The organism is Lysobacter sp. TAB13 (assembly GCF_052113885.1).
GTDB lineage: Bacteria > Pseudomonadota > Gammaproteobacteria > Xanthomonadales > Xanthomonadaceae > Lysobacter > Lysobacter gummosus.
Window position 1 is genome coordinate 231,267 of sequence record NZ_JBFRDR010000003.1, and the last position, 20,126, is coordinate 251,392.

16 protein-coding genes and 2 pseudogenes are annotated in these 20,126 nt (G+C 63.6%); 7 read left to right on the top strand and 11 right to left on the bottom strand.

All coding sequences use genetic code 11. The features are described from left to right. Positions 1–330: 330 nt before the first annotated feature. Complete coding sequence (locus tag AB4Y92_RS05750) at positions 331–702, top strand: hypothetical protein (RefSeq protein ID WP_441818753.1); 372 nt, start codon at positions 331–333, stop codon at positions 700–702. A 28-nt stretch (positions 703–730) separates the two neighbouring features. Here AB4Y92_RS05750 and AB4Y92_RS05755 read toward each other — a convergent pair whose 3' ends face one another. The 10 genes from AB4Y92_RS05755 to AB4Y92_RS05800 all read right to left on the bottom strand — a co-directional run bounded on the left by AB4Y92_RS05755 (position 731) and on the right by AB4Y92_RS05800 (position 15,850). After that, positions 731–1,003: a hypothetical protein gene (locus tag AB4Y92_RS05755; protein WP_441818754.1), complete on the bottom strand. Its 273-nt coding sequence runs from the start codon at positions 1,001–1,003 to the stop codon at positions 731–733. Positions 1,004–1,863: 860 nt separating this feature from the next. Next, complete coding sequence (locus AB4Y92_RS05760; RefSeq protein ID WP_441818755.1) at positions 1,864–6,282, bottom strand: RHS repeat-associated core domain-containing protein; 4,419 nt, start codon at positions 6,280–6,282, stop codon at positions 1,864–1,866. Between the two features lie 251 nt (positions 6,283–6,533). Continuing rightward, the gene (locus AB4Y92_RS05765) at positions 6,534–8,201 is read right to left on the bottom strand and encodes an amidohydrolase (protein WP_441818756.1); all 1,668 of its coding nucleotides are present in this window, start codon (positions 8,199–8,201) and stop codon (positions 6,534–6,536) included. Between the two features lie 87 nt (positions 8,202–8,288). After that, positions 8,289–9,377 (bottom strand): ABC transporter permease, encoded by a 1,089-nt coding sequence (locus tag AB4Y92_RS05770; protein ID WP_441818757.1) that lies wholly within the window; start codon positions 9,375–9,377, stop codon positions 8,289–8,291. Further along, the gene (locus AB4Y92_RS05775) at positions 9,374–10,297 is read right to left on the bottom strand and encodes an ATP-binding cassette domain-containing protein (protein WP_441818826.1); all 924 of its coding nucleotides are present in this window, start codon (positions 10,295–10,297) and stop codon (positions 9,374–9,376) included. Before AB4Y92_RS05775 ends, AB4Y92_RS05770 begins: the two co-directional genes overlap by 4 nt. 92 nt (positions 10,298–10,389) lie before the next feature. After that, positions 10,390–11,316 carry an HlyD family secretion protein gene (locus AB4Y92_RS05780; protein WP_441818758.1) on the bottom strand — a complete coding sequence of 309 codons (927 nt, stop codon included), beginning with the start codon at positions 11,314–11,316 and terminating at the stop codon, positions 10,390–10,392. 209 nt (positions 11,317–11,525) lie between these two features. Next, a complete protein-coding gene (locus tag AB4Y92_RS05785; protein ID WP_441818759.1) occupies positions 11,526–12,209 on the bottom strand; it encodes a TetR/AcrR family transcriptional regulator in 684 nt (227 codons plus the stop codon). A 312-nt stretch (positions 12,210–12,521) separates the two neighbouring features. Further along, a complete protein-coding gene (locus tag AB4Y92_RS05790) occupies positions 12,522–13,415 on the bottom strand; it encodes an MBL fold metallo-hydrolase (protein ID WP_441818760.1) in 894 nt (297 codons plus the stop codon). After that, positions 13,412–14,428, bottom strand: coding sequence for an NAD-dependent epimerase/dehydratase family protein (locus AB4Y92_RS05795; RefSeq protein WP_441818761.1), 1,017 nt, complete (start codon positions 14,426–14,428; stop codon positions 13,412–13,414). The genes AB4Y92_RS05790 and AB4Y92_RS05795 overlap by 4 nt, the downstream gene beginning before the upstream one ends. Positions 14,429–14,764: 336 nt before the next feature. After that, the gene (locus AB4Y92_RS05800) at positions 14,765–15,850 is read right to left on the bottom strand and encodes a 3-oxoacyl-[acyl-carrier-protein] synthase III C-terminal domain-containing protein (RefSeq protein ID WP_441818762.1); all 1,086 of its coding nucleotides are present in this window, start codon (positions 15,848–15,850) and stop codon (positions 14,765–14,767) included. A gap of 237 nt (positions 15,851–16,087) precedes the next feature. Between AB4Y92_RS05800 and AB4Y92_RS05805 the strand changes: the two are divergent. The 6 genes and pseudogenes from AB4Y92_RS05805 to ybeY form a co-directional block, all read left to right on the top strand. After that, positions 16,088–16,216: pseudogene (locus AB4Y92_RS05805) on the top strand (DUF6053 domain-containing protein); the annotation flags it as partial. 83 nt (positions 16,217–16,299) lie between these two features. Then, positions 16,300–16,416, top strand: a pseudogene (locus tag AB4Y92_RS05810) (hypothetical protein); the annotation flags it as partial. 33 nt (positions 16,417–16,449) lie between these two features. Further along, a complete protein-coding gene (locus AB4Y92_RS05815; protein WP_441818763.1) occupies positions 16,450–17,109 on the top strand; it encodes a phosphatase PAP2 family protein in 660 nt (219 codons plus the stop codon). A gap of 148 nt (positions 17,110–17,257) precedes the next feature. Next, on the top strand, positions 17,258–17,524 hold the full coding sequence (locus AB4Y92_RS05820; RefSeq protein ID WP_441818764.1) for a hypothetical protein: 267 nt from the start codon (positions 17,258–17,260) through the stop codon (positions 17,522–17,524). 213 nt (positions 17,525–17,737) lie between these two features. Next, on the top strand, positions 17,738–18,724 hold the full coding sequence (locus tag AB4Y92_RS05825; RefSeq protein ID WP_441818765.1) for a PhoH family protein: 987 nt from the start codon (positions 17,738–17,740) through the stop codon (positions 18,722–18,724). Between the two features lie 147 nt (positions 18,725–18,871). After that, a complete protein-coding gene (ybeY, locus tag AB4Y92_RS05830) occupies positions 18,872–19,354 on the top strand; it encodes an rRNA maturation RNase YbeY (RefSeq protein ID WP_215056979.1) in 483 nt (160 codons plus the stop codon). Between the two features lie 31 nt (positions 19,355–19,385). On the opposite strand, the gene AB4Y92_RS05835 is transcribed toward ybeY, so the two are convergent. Next, positions 19,386–19,898, bottom strand: a complete 513-nt coding sequence (locus tag AB4Y92_RS05835; protein ID WP_441818766.1) for a hypothetical protein — start codon at positions 19,896–19,898, stop codon at positions 19,386–19,388. Positions 19,899–20,126 lie beyond the last annotated feature (228 nt).

Here is a 20,126-nt window from a genome sequence, read left to right on the forward strand (position 1 = left end):
ATCCTTACGTAAGCGGCACACATTAAATGCAGACGCCAACATTCAGTTCGCTTTTGGCTTTTATCGTATTGGCGCCTCAATATCGAAGCGGCAACCTTCGCCACGGAGCGTAAGAACTCCTCAGGTAGCGGCACCACCTCCGAAAATCCGGTGGTTTTTGCACCTGTAATTTGGGGCGTAAGTTCGGCGTTTCTTTGCGTCGGGAGGGCGGCTAATACAATACCCGCAAGGGAAATACGCCTACCATCTACTTGCGGCTCTTAATCTCCCGACTCCTCGCCTGCGATTTCACGCAACGCGGGCCAAAGGTCTATGAAAAGGAGAACCACCATGTCTCGCAAAACGCCGACCGCTGTATTCGCGAACAACGTCCTGCTACCCGTCGATGCTTATTTACATCTCCAGGCATCCCACCACGAACTAGTGGGCATCGCCCACACCATCGCTCCCACCGCCCCAGTCACGACGCCTGTTCGTAAGCACAAACAATCGCGCCGCCGTGCTTTGGCCCGAGTGTTCCGCTTATGGCTGGGCAAATCGAGCGCCCGCTTACTTCTGCACGCCAGCCTTGAAACCCATCGACCGCCGTCGTGTTGGCGACGATCTGTGGTCAATACACAATTGGTTATGATGAAAAATAAAATTCCTGACACTTCGCAGGAAGACATCAATTGCAGCCAGATCGCTTCCGAAAATTATTGACAGAAAATCCTGATTACTTCAAGCAGCCCTAAAGCCTTGCAACAAACCCAACCAGCGCGGTTGCGATTAGTTGACTAACCACAACCATTGCCAGAAAATTATTTCGAATTAAAGCTGCCGACAACAATCCAGCAATAAGCGAAGCGACAGATGTAACCACGCATATTGTCACAAGCAATTCCAGATCAACTCTTCCTAAAGCTCGCATTGCCAGCCCTTGAAATGCCAGCATCAACCAAGTCGAACCAACTGCCAGCATCGCACGATATGTAAAGCCCTGCTTATTTATCTGGCGGTCCATAAATCCATTCCCGGGCAGAATTGAACCAGTTAGGGCACCCTTCTTGACTGGCGTTATCAAGCATGACGACCGGCAAATCATAAAGACTGCGCATTTCAGCATGCCCCGTATACATTGAATTCAATAGTTCGAGAGCCTGATCCGCGCAAGCTCCTGACCTCGTGAATATCCAGCGGCTTCGCACTCATCTTTCAACCTGATCTCCGACGCCAACTCGTTCGCATCGTGCAGGTCACTAATCAGACGCTTGAGCGGATCGTAGTTGCGATCCGTGACGCGACCAAGAGCATCGGTGGCGGTATCCGGTGAGCAGCCGCCTTTTCAAAAATCAATACCGAAGGAGCCCTGTCCATTCGTTAACCAGCCTGAAAAGCATGCGTCATAAAAATTTGAAGCACCAAATATTCGGAACTGCATTGAATCTGTGATTTCGTGTCCAAGCAGCTCAACACCGTAGTTTGCCCGGACCGAAGGATCTATCGCGCCAGGCATATCACTTGCTAGCGTCCTGGGCATGACTTACCGGAAAGCGCCGGGCGGCAATTGTTTGGACAAATCGCGCTATCGCTTCCCGCCTGCGATTCCGACAATGAGAATTGCAAGAGATGAAAATAAAACAACAATCTTAACCGGCATCATTTCCTTATTCATCCTGGCCAGCCCCTCAACATATTCAAATGTGCGACCTTCAGCCCTGGCAATGTCCGCGAGGGCGCGTAAACTCCCGCCCCCAAATGCCAACTCGAAAATTATAAAGGCAAAAATCGCGATTACTATAACGCACCTAGTCCCATGAACCCTTGAGCGCACACCAACAAAGGTCAGGACAGATAAAATTAATATTGCAATAATTAAGCTAGTCATGGCGGATTTTGGCCACACCCACATGTAGAAAGCCCATTTTCAATTTCATTTCTTGCCCGGCGGGCTCCGTTTGCGATGTCTTCCCTGCTATCCAGATCAAATTGAAATTTTGAAATCGGATTGTCTTTAAAGTCATAGAGCACGCCGCCCCACATCATGGCAGCCAATCCATATGCGCCTTCATAATAGTAACCCGCATATCCCGCAATGTAGTTTCCAAACTGAGCGTTACTCATCTTTTGGCCGCCGTAGTTAAATGTATCAGCATTACTGAATCTAGTTTTTATATCCAAATATCCAATATCCGGCCCATGAAATCCAAACTCGGAATGATTAGAAAGCATGGCATTTGTTCGTTTGAGGATAGAGCCTGTGACCGCTCCGATCCTGGCAACATCTAACAACTTCTTCGTTTCGCAAACAGAATAATCTTTTAAGCCAGCGGGGTCGATTCTCGTCGCTGGACTGGATCGACCATAAGAATATGTATTTACGCCTCCAAACAACCCAATCGGATCACTCTGCCCATACCGCCCCGTAGCCGCCTCGTAATCCCGGAAGTAGTTGTAGTTCAAACCACTCGCCGCATCGTACCGCTGTCCCGGGAAACGCATGTCTAACACGAACTTGGCGCCGTCCAAATCCGGATCCTGATTCGGCTGGCTGTTCCCGAACGCTTCGCCCTTCAAGTCCCACTTCCAAACGGCAGCATTGCGGCCCGGATCGATCACCACGCGCGGGCTGCCTAGGTGGTCGGGTTCGATATAGAACAGCTTCTGCGCGCTGCCGATCCCGCTGATGACGCCCACCGGCAGATCGTCCAGCCAGATGACTTGCTGATTCGCCACGCCGGTGTCGCCGTACTCGCCCAACCAACGGCCGTCCTCGGCGTAGATCGAGTGGAGAATGCTGGTGCTGCTATAGCGGCGTACCTGCTGACCTTCGCCGTTGTAGGCGTAGTACATCTTGGCGACACCATCGACCTTGTACTGGCTCAGGCGACCTAGGTCGTTGTAGACCAGTTGCTGCGCGGTGCCGCCGATGCTGGTGGTGTTGCCCGTGGCGTCGTAAGTGCGGGCGATGCCGGCCACGCTCTGCAGGCGGTGGCTGTCGGTCGGATAGACGTAGGTTTGCGGGCCCGCCGCGCCGCTCTGCACGCTGGTGCGGTTGCCGGTGGCGTCGTAGGCGTAGGTCTCCAGCGGCGTGCCGGTCGGGCCGTCCTGGGTTTGGGTCAGGCGGTTGAGCCGGTCGTATTGGTAACGCGCCAGGATCGTGGTCTGGTTTTCGTTGCTCAAGCGGCTCACGTTGCCGACGGCGTCGCGCGTGAGGTGCAAGGACAAGCCGTCCGCGGATGCACCGGCCACCCGGGCAACCACGTAGTTGCGATCGATGTTGCGGGTCATCGGCCGGTTGTTGCCGTAGACCCAGCCGGCCGAGGGGCCATAAGGCGCATAGCCCACGGCAGTAAGCAGGATCTCGCGCGTGCTGCCCGGACGGGTCACGCCTATCTGGGTGATCTGGCCGTGGGTGCCGCGCACATAGTCGGCGACCGTGCCGTCCGGGTACGTCACTGCTTGCAGTGCACCGGTCGGCGTGTAGGCATATCGCAGGGTCAGCAGCGGGCCGGTGGTCTGCACGATCTTGCGGACCATGCGGCCGAAGCGGTCATAGCAATAACGGAACACACCGCCGGTGCCGCTGGTCTGGCTCAATCGGCCATTGGAGAAGGTCTCACCAGCCGGGCAACCGGAGGCGACCGTGTCGTAGGTGTAGCTCGTACCCAGCACTGCGGTGGGATAGGCCTGCTGGGTCATCCGGCCCAGCGCGTCATAGCTGTAGGTCACCGTGACATTGCGTGCGTCGGTGCGGGTTTTGACGTTACCCGCCGAATCGTAGGTATAGGCCGTGACGCCGGTGTCCGGACTGGTCAGTTGGGTCAGCTCGCCCAGGTTGTTGCGGGCATAGACCGTCTGCAGTCCCTTGGGGTCGATGACCTTGGTGACTTGATCAAGCGCGTCGTACTCGACCTTGGTCTCCGCGTTGATGCGTCCGACGCCGACGTCCTGCAAGGTCCGCACCAGCCGACCGAGCGGATCGTAGTCGTTGTCGCTGACCCGCCCGAGCGCATCGGTGGTCGTATCGGGATGGTCTTCGGCGTCGTAGGTGTAGCCGGTAGTGTTGTTTAACCCATCCTTGTGGGTCTGCAACTGACCCAGGGCGTTGAAGACGCGAGACACCGACTTGTAGACGGTCCCGGCGGCGTTCTTGAAATCCTCGGCCTTGCGGTTGCCGGCCAGATCGAGGGCGTACTGGATCGTGGCGCCGGATCGATCGGTGATGCCGGTCAGACGTTGTGCGGCGTCATAGGCGTAGGTGGTGAAATTGCCGTCCGGCAACGTCACTTGCTTGACCAGGCCGGTGGGGAAGTAATCGATGCGGGTGATCAGATCGTCGGTTTCAGCCCCAGCATCACTCCCGCGCACCTTGACAGCGGTTAACCAGCCCTGCGCGTTGTATTCGCGTTCGGCGACAACGCCATTGGCATCTCTCGACGACAAGACCCGCCCCGCGCCGTCATAACTCAATACTTCATCGACCATGCCACCGGCGTCTATTACTTTCCATAAGTCGCCCCTTCGATAAGGGCAACCCCAGGGAGTAGACGCGCATTCGACCGCATCACCAGAGCGGTACACATAGGTTGTTACATCGGAGACATCGGTTCGCGGACCGTCCACGGAAGCCAGTAATCCGACTCTCGGGCAAGCAGCGGCATCCACCTGAGCCTGCTCGCAATAGGCTTTCGTCACCGCGCGAACTGAACCGGTTGCAGGATCGATGTCAGACGTCGTCAACTCCTGCCCACGTGCGTTGTAAGTCCAACTTGTCCTGGTCATCAGGCTCCCGGATACGCCATAGATCCTACGCTCCTTCGGCACTGCCCAGGTTGGATCCCAATCCGTCTCCACCGTTCGCTTGGCAGATGCGGAATTCTTCGCTTCGACGATGCGCTCCGGCAGCCCGCGCGGGCTGTAGTCGTAGTCCGTCACCACCCCCAAAGAGTCGGTCTTAGTGTCAAGGTAACCGTTGGCATCGAAGGTGTAATTGACTATACGGCTAACGCACCCCTGGCACTGCTCGGACACAGAAGAAGCCTTCTTCACGCCATAAATAGTGGTGAAGGATCTGACCTGAGTGCTGCCATTGGGAGTGGTTACCGTGGTGCTACCGCTGCCGTACTGAGCCGTGAACTTGTCAACCCCTCCCGCATGCTCACTGGAAAGCGCGCGCCCGTCGGCCTGATAAGTGAATGTCGCATAGCGCCCACCGTCCTCGCGGGTGATGCCAGTCAAACCATTCGGCAAGTTCGCACCGTTAGTGTACGTTGACTCATTGTAGTGATAGAGCCGCTGGGAACCACCTGGGTATGTAATGGAAGCCAATCGCCCAAGACTGTCGTAACCGTATTGGTACTCGCTGCCCCTAGGATCGAACACCTTGCTGACTCGCAAGCTGGAGTCGTATTGAAAATTCAGGCCGCGCCCGTCCTGGCTTTCAACTCGCGAGAGCAGAAAATCGGCCTCGGTATTCGATATAGGTGAGCCGTTTGCGTAGGTGAAGAACAACCCACTGCCGTCGGCGCGGATGATGCGCACCAAGCGCCCGATCTTGTCGTACTGCTCCGTCTCGCGCCCATCTCGCGGAACGTACGTCCAGCCCGTCAATGTCCCGGACACATCGTTATGCTGGATCAGACTCGCATATACATCTGCGTCCGCGCGCCATTGCCCGGCGATGTAGCTGAATGCAACTCCATTTCCGTCAGGCCGCACCATCGCTACCGCCTTGGTACCGATCGAGTCGACCATGTAGTTCAGGCGGTAATCATAGCTATGCGTCCACTGACGGCCTATGTGCCGCTCAGGGGTCGCGGCATGACTGTTGTAATGACGCGAAAAGGAAAGACCGGCTACCGGCCCGATATCGTCTTCCCGCTGATATTTATTGCCGATCGCGACGTTGATCGGATTGCCGCAATGGGTCCCTGGCGCAGAACATGTGCTTGGACCAAGGTTTTTGTCGGGATCGTAGGTATATCCCGTCGCATACCCATATGCCGTGCCGCTACAAGGCGCGCCGGGAGACATGCTGACGACCGCTCCGCCGTTCGTCTTTGGGTCCAGGAGCTTGAAGGAATAGCCACACGAAACATCGGCAGGCCAATGAATTTTCCAATCATTCCACCACGCTGTAACGGTCGCCGGAATCGATGGATGAGGCCCATTGTCGCCATAGCTATTGTGCTGGTAAGGCGCCCGATAATAGCTAGTCGCTTGGGCGTGGGCTGCGCCGGAAAACCCCTCGATTCCGATTGCAACAAAAGCAGTTACAGCAAGCAATCCATACTTAATCATAGAACGTCCAAGACAACCAATTAAACACAACCGAAAATTCTCGACACGCAATTGGCACCATTAAAATGCCGCTGCACGCTCAGAACCCGCCAGAACCTTACGCGGCCAATGGCATACCGACAAACACCCCTGCCATTACTACGTCCATGTCATTGTTCAAGAGTTGGCCACGCAACGAATGCTCGCACGCTGATTTGATTATTCGCCAGCGTTTTAAGCATTTATTGTGCCAAATAGCGTTGTTGCTCAATTTACTGGCTAACGTGTCCGGTCCAGACTGATCGTCCATCGACATACGTCGCCAACAAGACAAGTTGCTTAAGCTGTCGAGCCTCCACCGCAAACAGGTCCTGCTTGAACACAACGAAATCCGCGCGCTTGCCCACCGCCAAACTCCCCACCTCGCCTTCAGCGAACCCCGCATACGCCGCATCGAGCGTGAATCCGCGCAGGGCTTCGAACGCGGTGAGTTTTTCCTCCGGATGCCAGCCGCCGAGCGGCTTGCCGTCGGCGTCGGCGCGGGTGACCGCGGCGTACAGGCCCAGGCGCGGGTCTACCGATTCGACCGGGAAGTCCGAACCCAATGCCAGGCGCGCGCCGCTGTCGCGCAGTTGCCGCCAGGCGTAGGCGCCATTGATGCGGGCGGGGCCGATGCGCTGCTCGGCCCAGGGCATGTCGCTGGTGGCGTGGGTGGGTTGCATCGCGGCGATGACGTGCATCGATCCCAGGCGCGGCAGGTCTTGCGCGGCGATGATCTGTGCATGTTCGATCCGCCAGCGGTGATCGCTGCGCTGGGCGTCGGCGCCGAGCGCTTGTTCGTACAGGTCCAGCACCTGGCGATTGCCGCGATCGCCGATGGCGTGGGTCGCGACCTGCACGCCGCAACGCTTGGCTTTGGCTATTGCCGTGCGCATCGCATCGGGCGACATACGCAGCAGGCCACGGTTGCCGTGATCGTCGCTGTAATCCTCCAGCATCGCCGCGCCGCGGCTGCCGAGCGCGCCGTCGGCATAGAGTTTGACCGTGCGCAGTTTCAGGCGGCCCGAGGGATGCTGGTACAGGCCTTCGCGGCACAGCAGTTCGAGCACGTCGTCATCGCCGTCGGCGAAGGCGGTGATGCGCAGCGGCAGTTGCTTGCGATCGGCCAGGCGCTGATAGGCGCGCAGCACGGACATGTTGACCCGCGCGTCGTGCACGCCGGTGAGGCCTTCGGCGACGGCGGCCTGCATGCCCAGGGTCAGCGCGCGTTCGGTGGCGGCCGCGTCCAGGGGCGGACGCGCCTTCTCCAGCAACAGCATGGCGTCGTCGATGAAGATGCCGGTGGGCTTGCCGTGGTTGTCGCGCAGGATGCGGCCGCCGTCGGGCTGCCAGTCGCCGGACAGGTCGCGGCCGATCGCGTTCATCGCGGCGCTGTTGGCCCAGCCGGCGTGGCCGTCGATGCGCTGCAGCCATACCGGGCGATCGCTGAATTCGGCGTCGAGATCGTCGGCGCTCGGAAAGCGCGGATCGAGCCAGTCGTTCTGGTCCCAGCCGTAGCCCAGCAGCCACTGTCCGGCTTGCAGATGCGCGGCGAACTCGCGCAGCCGCTGCAGCGCTTCGGCCTTGCTGCGGGTGCCGGTGAGGTCGGCGCGGATCCGGTTGAATCCCAGTTCGAACACGTGCGCGTGCGAATCGATCAGGCCGGGCACGACGGTGGCCGCGCCCACGTCCAGCCGCTGTGCGCGCGGATAACGCCGCAGCAATTCCTGTTTGCCGCCTACCGCGAGAATCTTGCCGCCGTCGTCGTAGGCCATGGCCTCGGCGCGCGGCTGCGCAGGGTCCATGGTGTGGATGCGCGCGGCGGTGAGGACGGTGACGGGCGCGGCCGGCGCGGCCGTACTGGCGCTGAAGAGCAGAACCGGCAGGACATACCGCAGCATCCGCATCGCGTTTCCCCGAAGCCGTCGCAGCCGCGAATGTGCGAGAAAGCAGCGGGGCGTGCAAGTGCTCGCCCCGCCGCCGCCGGATCAATCCAGGCGCTTGGTGAACCTGGCCACCGCCAGAGTCATCATCACCGCGATGAAGCCGACCAGATACGCGACGTCGCGCCACAGCTCCCACAGACTGGCGCCGCGCAGCATCACGCCGCGGATCAGCCGCAGGAAATGGGTCATCGGCAGCACTTCCGCCAACCACTGCGCCGCCACCGGCATGCCGGCGTAAGGGAACATGAAGCCCGACAGCAGGATCGACGGCAGCAGGATGAACACCGTCATCTGCATGGCCTGGAACTGCGAGGCGGCCTTGGTCGAAATCATCAGGCCCAGGGCCAGATTGGCCAGGATCAACAGCACCGCGGCGGTGTAGACATCCAGCACGCTGCCCTTGATCGGCACCGCGAACAGCCACACGCCGAGCAGCAGCACTACGGTGGTCTGCAGCAGTCCGATCAACGCATACGGCAGCACCTTGCCGATCATCAGCTCGGAGCTGCTGACCGGCGTAGTGATCAGCAGTTCCATGTTGCCGCGCTCGCGTTCGCGCACGATCGCGATTGATGTGAACATCACCATCGTCATGGTCAGGATCACGCCGATCAGGCCGGGCACGATGTTCACCGGCGAGCGCCGCTGCGGGTTGTAGAACGCGACTACGCTGATCGGCGCGGTCTTGCGCGGCGCCGTCACCGAGCTGTCGATCGGCAACTGCGCCAATTGCGCGGCCGCGCTCTGCACCACGGTGTCGCTGCCGTCGACCATCACCTGCGCGACTTCGCGGCCGTCGACGCGACGGCGCTCGAAATCCGGCGGCAGGTTCACGCCGACGCTGATTTCTCCGCGACGCAGCATCTCGACCAGTTGCTGCGGCGTGTCGGCATCGGCGACCGGCTTGATCACGCCGGTGGCGACCATGTCCATGATCAGCGCGCGCGAAGCGGCGGTGCCGGATTGATCGGCGATGGCCGCGGTCAGCCCGCGCGGGTTGAGGTTGATGGCATAGCCGAACAGCACCAGTTGGCCGACCGGGATCATCACGATCATCGCCAGAGTGATGCGGTCGCGGCGCAACTGCCGCACTTCCTTGAGCACGATGGCCCATAAGCGTCGCAGTCTCATGCCGCGGCCTCCGCGGCCGGCGCGGGCGCGTCGCGGCCGCGCGTGGCCGATACGAATACGTCTTCCAGATTGGGCTTGGCCTTGTTCACTTCGGCATCGAGGCCGGCCTCGCGCAGGGCGGCGAGGATATTCGACTCGGCGGTATCGGCATCGGCCAGCAGCACGCGCAGGCTGTTGCCGATCTGGGCGACGCTGAGCACGCCGTCGAGCGCGACCAGCACGCGCTGGGCCTTGCGCGGCTGCGCGGCCAACACTTCGACCGAACGCCCGGCCAGCGCATCGGTGAGTTCGGCCGGGGTGCCGTCGGCGACCAGCACGCCGCGGTCGAGAATCGCCAGACGGTGGCAACGTTCGGCTTCGTCCATGTAATGCGTGGACACCAGCAAGGTAGTGCCGCCGTCGGCGAGTTCGAACAGTTTTTCCCAGAAGTCGCGCCGCGATTCGGGATCGACCGCACTGGTGGGTTCGTCCAGGAACAACAGCTCCGGCCCGTGGATGACCGCGCCAGCCAGGGCCAGACGCTGTTTCTGGCCGCCGCTCATGGTGCCGGCCAGTTGTTTCTGGCGATCGCCGAAGTGGTATTGCTCGATCAACTGATCGATACGTTCGCGCGCCCGCGCCTTCGGAATCTCCTGCACGGCGGCGAGGAATTCCAGGTTCTCGCGCACAGTCAGGTCTTCGAACAGCGAGAACTTCTGCGTCATGTAGCCGATGCGCCGACGCAGCGCTTCGGCCTGCTGCGGGATCTTCAGGCCGAGCACTTCGATCTCGCCCTCGGTCGGCGTGAGCAGGCCGCACAGCATGCGGATGGTGGTCGACTTGCCCGAGCCGTTGGGCCCCAGGAAGCCGTACACGCAGGCGCGCGGCACGGTCAGATCGACCCGATCGACCGCGCGCAAGGCGCCGAAGTGCTTGCTCATGCCGCGCGCCTTGATCGCCGGTTGCTCGCTGCCGGCATCGGCCGGTGACGGCGATTGCGCCGCGGCGTTGGGATCGACAGGCCGGTCGCGGCTCATGGCGCGAACTCGACCCGCACCGGCAGACCGGCCGGCAAATCGGTGGCCTTGGCGTCGGTCAGTTCGACTTCAGCCAGATAGCTCAGGCGCGCGGCGTCTTCGCCGGTCAGCGCGTAGTACGGAGTGAAGCTGGGTTCGCTGCGGATCATGCGCACGCGGCCGGTCCAGGCCTGTTCGCGCCCTTCGATATAGACCCGCGCGGCGCGGCCGACGTGCACGTCCTGGCGCATCGGCTCGGGCACATACACGCGCGCATAGGGATGTTCGCCGACCAGCATCACCGCCAGCGGCGAACCCACCGGCGCCTGATCGCCGAGTTTGTACGGCAGGCTGTCGATCACGCCGTCGCGCGGCGCGATCACGTCCAGCTTGGCGAATGTCACCTGCTGCACTTGCGCCTGCGCCTGCGCGGCGGCGAGCGCGGCCTGGCCTTGTGCGATCTGCTCGCGGCGGGTGCCGTGTTCGAGTTCCAGCAATGCCGCCTGCGCGGCGCCGACCTGGGCCTGCGCGTTGCCGGCGGCGGCGCGGGCGCGATCGACTTCGGAAGCGGCGATCAACTGGCGTTTGCCCAGCGGCTGCACGCGGGCGTAGTACGCCGCCGCATCGCGCTGTTGCGCCTGCGCGGCGGCGAGATTGGCGCGCGCCTGGGCGATAGTTTCGCTGCGCGGGCCGGCTTCGAGTTCGGCCAATGCATCGGCGGACTGACGCGCCTGCGCCTGCGCGGCGCTCAGTTGCGAGCGGGTGCGGTCGAGTTCGAGTTGCAACACGCGGGTGCCGGCCTTGACGCGCTGGCCTTCGCGCACATCGATGCGCACGACTTTTTCCGCGGTCGGCGCCGGCAAGGTGACGCGGTCCCATTCCAGGGTGCCCAGCGCCTGCGGTTTGTCTTTGCCGCAGGCGGTCAACAGGGCGAGCAGGAGCATGCTCAATCCCGCGAACTTCACTGAGGCGCGATAACCGGTTCGCGATGAAGCCCCGAAGTCTTTTGTGGGAGGGGCTTCAGCCCCGATGCTGTTCGATCCAACACTGCGATCCGGCAGAAAAGCGTCGGGGCTGAAGCCCCTCCCACAAAAGGTGCCACCCCCACAAACGCCGCCAGCATTCATCGCGGTCATCTCGTCGTCCTCGCGCTTCATGGCATCAACCCCCGGTCGAGCAACGCCAGCGCGTGGCGGCGCTGCGTATCCAGATCGAGATCCTCGGCATCGAACATGAAACGCCAGATCGGCGCGCTCGCGGCCGGGAACAAGGTCAGGCCGATCAGGCTGACCATCAGCAGGCGCGGGTCCAGCTCCGGGTTGATGCGGCCCTCGGCCTGGGCCTGTGCGAAGCGCTTTGCCATCATCTGCGGCAGCACCGGGCCGATCTTCTGGAACAGCACGCTCTCGCGCAGCGCGCCGCCTTCGCACAGCACCTCGCGCACCCACAGCGACGGCAGCCAGGGATGCGCGGCGACGATGCGGCCGATCCCGGCGACGAAGCCGCCGATCAGATCGAACACATCCTTGCCCTCGCCCATCAGCCCGTCGCGCAGGCTCATGAGCACCGGAATCAGGCGTTCATTGCTGACCGCTTCCTGCAGCTGCTCCTTGTCGCCGAAGTAGTAATGCAGCAGCGCCGGATTGACCCCGGCCTCGGCGGCGATGGCGCGCAGCGAGGTCGCGGCGATGCCCTGGCGGGCGTAACAGGCGATGGCGGCGTCCAGCAGGCGCGCGCGCAGGTCGGGATTGTCGGCTGCGGCCGGGCGGCCCGGGGCGCGCTTGGGCGCCGAGGTCTTATGCGGCCGACCGCGTTTGGCGGGGGTGGGCGTGTCCATGACTCATATTTAATTCAATGATTAATTAGATCGCAAGGGCGGGCCGACGGGCGGTCGTTCTGGCTGGGGTGGGACGGGTCGGGCCAGGGGTGAGTTGATGGCCGGGGTTTGGCATCGGGCCCTCTCCCGCCCGGACCGGTAGCGCGGGTTGAATCACGCCGATTCGGCAGCTGAGATGCTGCGGACAATACGAACGAACGCCGCCCAAGGCGGGGCGGGCAACTCACTGAGGTGGCACCGCTCGGAGGCGAGCGACGAATCAATAAGCGTCGCTTGAGCCCGGCCCGCGGCCAATCGTCCGCAAGCCTTCCATCACCCCACCGACACCGCCGCCTGCGGCACCTCATCCAACACCGATTGCGGATGCCGATCCCGCCACGCCGCCAAGGTGTCGGCGCAATGCGAAGGAATCACCCAGGCCCCGGGATGCGTATCGCGAAACCGGGTCAGGCGCCGCAAGGTCTCGCGATAAGCCGCGGCATCGTCCATCACCACGCGCTGGGTCAGCCACGGCAAGGGTTGATCGCGATCGAGCTGCTCGCGCCGCCAGAACGCATCGGCCGCCAGCACCACTCGCTCGCCGGTGCGCGTACGCAGCGCCAGACCGATCTGGCCGCGCGCATGGCCCGGCAACGCAACCGCGTGCAGGCTGCCGTCGCCGAGCAGATCCCAGCCCTCGCCCAGCGTCGCCAGATCGCCGTCGAGCGCGCGCCGGCCGTCGTCGTCGAGCAATTGCAGGCGCTCGGCGAAATCGGCCGGCAACAGTTCCTTCCAGATCTGCGCGTGCAGCAGCCCGAACCAATTCGACTCGGCGACCTGCCGCCAGGCCTGCGCATGGGCGACGAACCGCGCGCGCGGAAACTGGCCGAGCCCGCCGATGTGATCGGGGTGAAAATGGCTGATCACCAGCAGGCGCACGTCGTCGCGGCTCAGACCGCGCCGGTGCAGCAACTGCGCGGCGTCGGTATGCGGCGTGGAACATGCGTGGATGGCGCGACGATAAATCCAGCGCACGCCGCTGCGCATCGCCGCGCGCGCATCCGGCCCGTAGCCGCAATCGAACAGGATCGGGCCCTGCACCGGATGCTCGATCAAAGCCCAACCGGCGGGGAAATGCATATGCGGGCCGGCGGCGAACCCCAGATGGCGCGGATCGGCGCAACTGTGCCCGGACGCGGCCAGGGTCAGCGCGACTTCGCCGCTCACCGTCGCGCCTCCACGCGCGCCAGTTCGCTCAAGGTCCTGTCGAGGGCTTCGTCCATGTTCACGCGAGGACGATAACCCAGTTCATCGCGCGCGCGCGTGATGTCCAGGGTCATGTCCACGCTCAGCAATTCGACGCCATAACGCAGCAGCGGCGGCTCGCTATCGGGCTTGAATCGCCGGTAGAACGCTTCCACCGTGCTGGCCATTGCCAGCGCGAGAGGCTTAGGTATGCGCTTGTCCGGACGCGGCAACGACAGCGCGTCGGCAAGCCGGTCGATCACGCTCCAGATATTCACCGGCTCGCCGTTGCTGATGTTGTAGACGCGGCCGTTCAAGCGCCACGAGGCGTCCATCGCCAGCACGATCGCATCGACCACATTATCGACGTAACTCAGATCGACCATGCAGTCGTCCGCGCCGATGCGGCGCAGACGTCCGCTGCGCAGCGCTTGCGCCAGGCGCGGCAGGATCGCGGTATCGCCGGGACCGAAAATCGCCCGCGGCCGCAGCGCCAGCGCCGACACGCCGCCGGCCGCGCAGCGTTCGAACACGCGCCGCTCGGCGATGAGCTTGGTCGCGGCATAGTCGTTGACCGCGCGCGCCGGCAGCGGATGGTCTTCGACGATGCCGCGATGCGGCGCGCCGTCGTGATAGATGCCGGGCGTGGAGATATGCACCAGCCGCCGCACCTGGCGCGCGATGCAGGCCGCGATCACGTGATCGGTGGCGCGCACATTGGCATCGACGAACGCTTCGCGCCGGCCCCACGGACTAGACAGCGCGGCCGCGTGCACGACGATGTCGGCGCCGCGCAGGACGCGGTGCACGGCACCTTCGTCGGTCAGGTCCAGCGCCTGGAATTCGACACCTTGCGCCTGCAGCGCACGGCCGCGTTCGAGATCGCGGCCCAGCCCGACGACCTGCGTCCACGGCCGCGTAGCCAGCAGATGCCGCGCGAGCGCTCCACCGAGAAACCCGGTGGCGCCGGTGATGACGATGCGCTGCGTGGTCATGGCGCACGTCCCGAGACAGCACCGAAGTCTTTTGTGGGAGGGGCTTCGGCCTCGACAACCGAAGCGGTGCCGCGCCAATCCGTTGCGTTGCGACCGAAGCGAACCGGGCGTGAAACCGTAGCCGCAAACGCCCTGGCGACAGCACCGAAGTCTTTTGTGGGAGGGGCTTCAGCCCCGACAACCGAAGCGGTGCCACGCCAATCCATTGCGTTGCGACCGAAGCGAACCGTGCTTAAAGCCGCAACGGCAAGAGACTTCATGGCAAGCCACGACACACTGCCAGCCGCGCACTTCACTGCTGTAGTCGCAATCATCGGCCCGATCCGCTCCCGCGCGTCAGTAAGTCATGGTCAAACCAACGCCGGACAACCCCGCGCCGGTACCGAGCAGCACCCCGGGCTCGCCGCGGCGGATCGTACCCTCGCGCACGCCCCGCTCCAGCGCCAGCGGAATCGACGCGGCGATGCAATTACCGGTGTATTCCAGCGTGCGCACCATCCGCGCCTGCTCGAAGCCAATCTGCTCGATCACATCCAGCGCGGCGCGGCTGGCCTGATGCGGCGCGACCCAGCGCAAGGCGCGGCGGGCGTTGCGATCGTCCAACCCGAGGCTGCGCATCACGTACGGCACCAGCCGGATACCGCTGCGCAAGGCGGCCTGTCCCTGCATCGAAAACAGCGCGTCGGCCGGCGTGGTCAGCGGCCCGAGCGGCGGGCGCCAACTGCCGCCGCCGCGCAAGGTGGTGATCTCCACGCCCTCGCCCATCGTGCGCCAGGCGATGCGATGGATGCGGCTGGCGCTGTCGGCCGGCGCGCGTTCCAGTACCGCCGCGGCGGCGCCGTCGCCGAACAGGGTGCAGACCTCGGGGCTGTCGAAATCCAGCCCTACCGAGGCGATTTCGCTGCTGACGATCAACGCGCGTTCGATGCGGCCGTGGTGGATGCGCTCGGCCGCCAGTTCCAGCGCGGCGACGAAGCTCAGGCAGGTCGCATGCACCGACAAGGCCGGAATGCCGGAACGGCCCAGGCCGAGCTCGCGTTGCAGCAGCGGGCCGCCGTCGGGAATCGCGCGCTCGGCCGAGCCTGAAGCGTTCACGATCAGATCCAGCATCGACGGTTCGATACCGGCTTGCTCGCAGGCCTGCATCGCCGCTTGCGCGCCCATCCAACTGGCGCGTTCGTGCTCGGGCTCGGCCCAATGGCGGAAGGCGACGCCGCTGTTTTGCAGGGCCCAGCCTGGCGACAGACCGGCACGCTGTTCGATTTCGGCGCTGGCGACGCGGCGCTGCGGCAGATAACGGCCGAGCCCGGCGATGCGCACGCGCCAGTCGAGATCCGGCCCGGCGCGCTGCCCGCGTCTGTGGCCGCTCGCGCCCGCGTTCAACGCATCCGACGACGGCATGTCCTGCGATTGGGTATCCATGTGCGGCGGCAGTATGAGCCAGCGGGGCGCGTTTGCCGATATGGGGCCGGGTGTGAGTCTGGATTGGGGAGGTGCGTTGAGGTGGGGCAAGGCAACTGGGTGTGGATTGAGGCCAAGAAGCACTGCGAAGCGCCGGGGACCGCGGCGACCGTGAAGATCGTTATGCAAGGGCCTTGATTTTTGTGGGAGGGCCTTTCAGGCCCGATGCTTTCCTCTCAGCAGCGATGAAGCTTCCACGCGAGCGTAGCGAAGAGCATCGGGCCTGAAGGCCCTCCCACAAGAGCAAGAGCCCTGTCGAACAAGACGGCGAGACTTGGCTTGGTGCCGCTGGGTGCTGCGAAGCATCGGGGATCGTGGCGACCGTGAATGGCTTTGTGGGTGCGCCTTGGATTTTGTGGGAGGGCCTATCAGGCCCGATGCTTTCCTCTCAGCAGCGATGAAGCTTCCGCGCGAGCGGAGCGAAGAGCATCGGGCCTGAGGGCCCTCCCCCAACAGCGAATGGCTATGAGGATGCGCGGGCAAGCGCGACGACACTGGCGCCGCCCTGCTCGCATCGCCCATGCTGACCCGATCAATCGCCGCCGGACCCGTTACCGCAGATGCTCGCCGCAGATGCCCGCACTCGCACCAACGCCGGCACCAGCGCCGATACCGTCGCGCTGTCGCGACGTATCACCATCGTGCTGATCGCGATGGCGATCAACGGCGCGCTGTACCTGGGCATCAACGCCTTTCCGCCGCGCGAACCGCAGTTGTTGCCGCGCAGCGTCGTGGACGACTGGCTGGGCTGGCAGGCCTGGACCATCTGGCCATACTGGCTGTTGCTGCTGGCGGGGCCGGCGCTGACGCTGGCGATCGGCGAGCGCCACCTGCTGCGCGCGACCATACGCGCTTACGCGATCGCCATCGGCTTGAACGCGACGATCTGGCTGCTGTGGCCGACACGAATCGTGCGCCCGCCGCTGCCGCAGGGCCTGGATGCGTTGACCGAGGCTGCCTGGCGCTGCCTGTACGCCCTGGACGGGGTGAACAATTGTTTTCCGTCGGGCCACATCACCATTCCGGTGGTGGCGGCCATGGGCTTCGCCGCGCAATATCCGTCGATGCGGGCGGTGGCGTGGATCGCGCTCGCGGCGCTGGCGCCCAGCGTCGTCAGCACCGGGCAGCACTACGCCTGGGATGTGCTGGGCGGATTGGCGACCGCGACGATCGGCCTCTTGCTGGCAGGCCGGCCGCTGTGGCGATCTGCACGTCCGTGAGTGCTGTCCATGGAGGCAAGACATGTCCGATGAGCGCGATTCAAGCGATGCGGCCCGAACCGATCCGCCCAGAGCGGGCCAACCCGGCGCGGTGACGCCCCGACCGGAAGGAATGGAGACAGGCCGACCGCGATCGGATGAGGCCGGGGTGGATCGAGCGGGCCCGGGCGCATCGCAATCCGACGCCCCGCCGCAGCCCCTGCAATCGAGCCTGCTGTCGCGCGGCGCGATCGGCTTCTGGTTCCTGGGGTTGGGTCTGTTGGGTCTGCTGCGCTCGTGGATGCGCGCGACCCGCCACGGCGCCTTCGATGCCGACGCCATCACCTTGCTGTGGCTGATCGGTTCGCTGCTGCTGACCTTGATGGGCGCGCTGCGGGTCTGGCGCACGCTGCGCGAAGGGCCGCCGCGCGGGTAAACACCGGCGTCGCGCACGCCGGCATGTGAAGACGATTTGACGGCGCCTCGGTTCGCGCTGCCGATGACGGCAAGGCAACGATTCGCCATGGCCGCGACCTCAGCCCCGAACGGCGCCGCGCCGCACCGCCACGCTTTGCGAAAACGCCCCGACAGGCGCAAGCTGTGACGCCCCAGCACGCATTGTGCGTGCGAATCTGCTTACGCTTTCCCCATGCCCGCCCGAACCGCCTCCGAATTCACTCTAGACCCGGCCGACAGCGAACGTCTGGCCAACCTCAGCGGCCCCTTCGACGGCCACCTGCGCATGATCGAACTGCGCCTGGGCGTGGAAATCGCCAATCGCGGCAACATCTTCCGCATCGTCGGCCCGATCACCGCGGTCGGCCAGGCCGAGAAGCTGTTGCGCCGCCTGTGGAAGGACGCGGGCGAGGAAACCTTGAACGAAAACGCGATCCATCTGGCCCTGACCGAAACCGGCGCCGAACAGGCGGTGCTGGAAGAGATCGAGCCGCAGGAAGTGGCGATCCGGGTCAAGCGCGGCACCATCCGCGGCCGCGGCGCCAATCAGGCCAAGTACCTGCACGCGATCGCCACCCACGACATCAATTTCGGCATCGGCCCGGCCGGTACCGGCAAGACCTTCCTGGCTGTCGCCAGCGCGGTCGAGGCCCTGAACGAATCGCGCGTGCAGCGCCTGATCCTGGTGCGCCCCGCGGTCGAAGCCGGCGAAAAGCTCGGGTTCCTGCCCGGCGATCTCAGCCAGAAGGTCGATCCGTACCTGCGTCCGCTGTACGACGCGCTGTACGAAATGCTCGGCGTCGAGAAGGTCGTCAAGCTGCTGGAGAAGAACGTCATCGAGATCGCGCCGCTCGCCTACATGCGCGGCCGCACCCTCAACGACGCCTACGTGATCCTGGACGAAGCACAGAACACCACCATCGAACAGATGAAGATGTTCCTGACCCGCATCGGTTACGGCAGCACGGCGGTGGTCACCGGCGATCTCACCCAGATCGACTTGCCCAAGCACGTAAAGTCCGGCCTGCGCGACGCGCTGGACGTGCTGCGCGAGGTCAACGGAATCAGCTTCACCTTTTTCGAGGCGAAGGACGTGGTCCGCCATCCGCTGGTCGCGCGCATCGTCACCGCGTACGACGCGCGCGATGCCAAAGACGCGCAGAGCGGCCCGAGCCCCTGATCCATGCGCCCGGCCCGGCGCGCGACCCAGGTCGCGACCGGAACCGGCGCCGGCTGATCGCCGCCGATCGCAACCGGCATCGGCGGCGGCTTCCCGATTTCCGCGCGGCCCCCGGCCGCGCGCACGCAACGAAGAGTGAGCGCCGCGATGACCCAAGGTCCCGTACGACTCGATGTCACCATCAACTACGCCCTGCCCCGCAAAGGCCTGCCGGCCGCGGCCAGTTTCCGCAAATGGGTCGCCGCCGCGCTCAAGGGCCGCATCCGCGAAGCCGATCTGGCGATCCGTATCGTCGACAGCAAGGAAGGCCGTTCGCTCAACCGTCACTACCGGGCCCGCGACTACGCCACCAACGTCCTGAGTTTTCCCGCCGAGCTTCCCGAAGGCCTGCCCAAGGGCGTGAAGCTGCCCTTGCTGGGCGATCTGGTCATCTGCGCCCCGGTGGTCGCGCGCGAGGCGCGCGAGCAGAAGAAAGCCCTCAACGAGCACTACGCGCACCTGACCGTGCACGGCACCTTACACCTGCTCGGCTGGGATCACGAGGACGAGCGCGAGGCCGAGTGCATGGAGCAGTTGGAGCGCGAGATCCTGGCTTCGCTCGGGATCGCGGATCCTTATCTGGAAGATTGAGCCGATCCCGGTTCGGATCGAACCGGCGCTTTCACAAGCAATCGACCAATCCGTCGTAGATCGACACCGAAGCGCCCGGTAGTCGCGCATGCAGCGGCTGCTCGCCGGCCAATGCGCCGAGCAAGGCCGACGCGGTCGTCTTGGCCGCGAGCGGCGCGCGGCAGCGCCAGACCTTCGGCGTCACCCGGATCGCCCCGGTCGCCGGATCGATTTCCTCGTTGCTGCCCGCGAACACCCATACGCAGCGTCCGATGACGCCGCTGGATTGTTCGACCGAGCAACGAAAGCGCAAGGACTCGATATTGCTGTAGCCGCCTTCGCAGAAGGTATCGCCGCAGATATCGTCGAAGTTGCGGCGCAGCCGATAGCGAAGTTCATACCAAGCGTTGAGCTCCGCGTCGGTGCGCAGGTAGCTGTCGATATCCGCATAAGTCGCCTGCATCGGCGTGGACCGGGGCGTGCCGGTATTGGCTTGCGCGGGGCTCCAGGCCACAACCGTGCAGAACGACATCAGCGCCGAGATGAAAAACGTGCGTGCTTGCATACATCCTCCTTGATGGGTTTCTTCCAGATCGCGAGCGATGGGCGTGCCGCGACGGTTTGTCTAGCTTGCCGTACCGATCGAGCTGTGTCTTTCGGACATCGGCTCGATCTTGGGTAGGAATCGTTCCATCGAATCGAGTTCACTCGCACCGTTCGATAACTGTCGAGCGTAGACGAACGAAATACCTTCAGCAGTTCGCGCGCGCGTGAGCTACTGATGCTGTGGCAC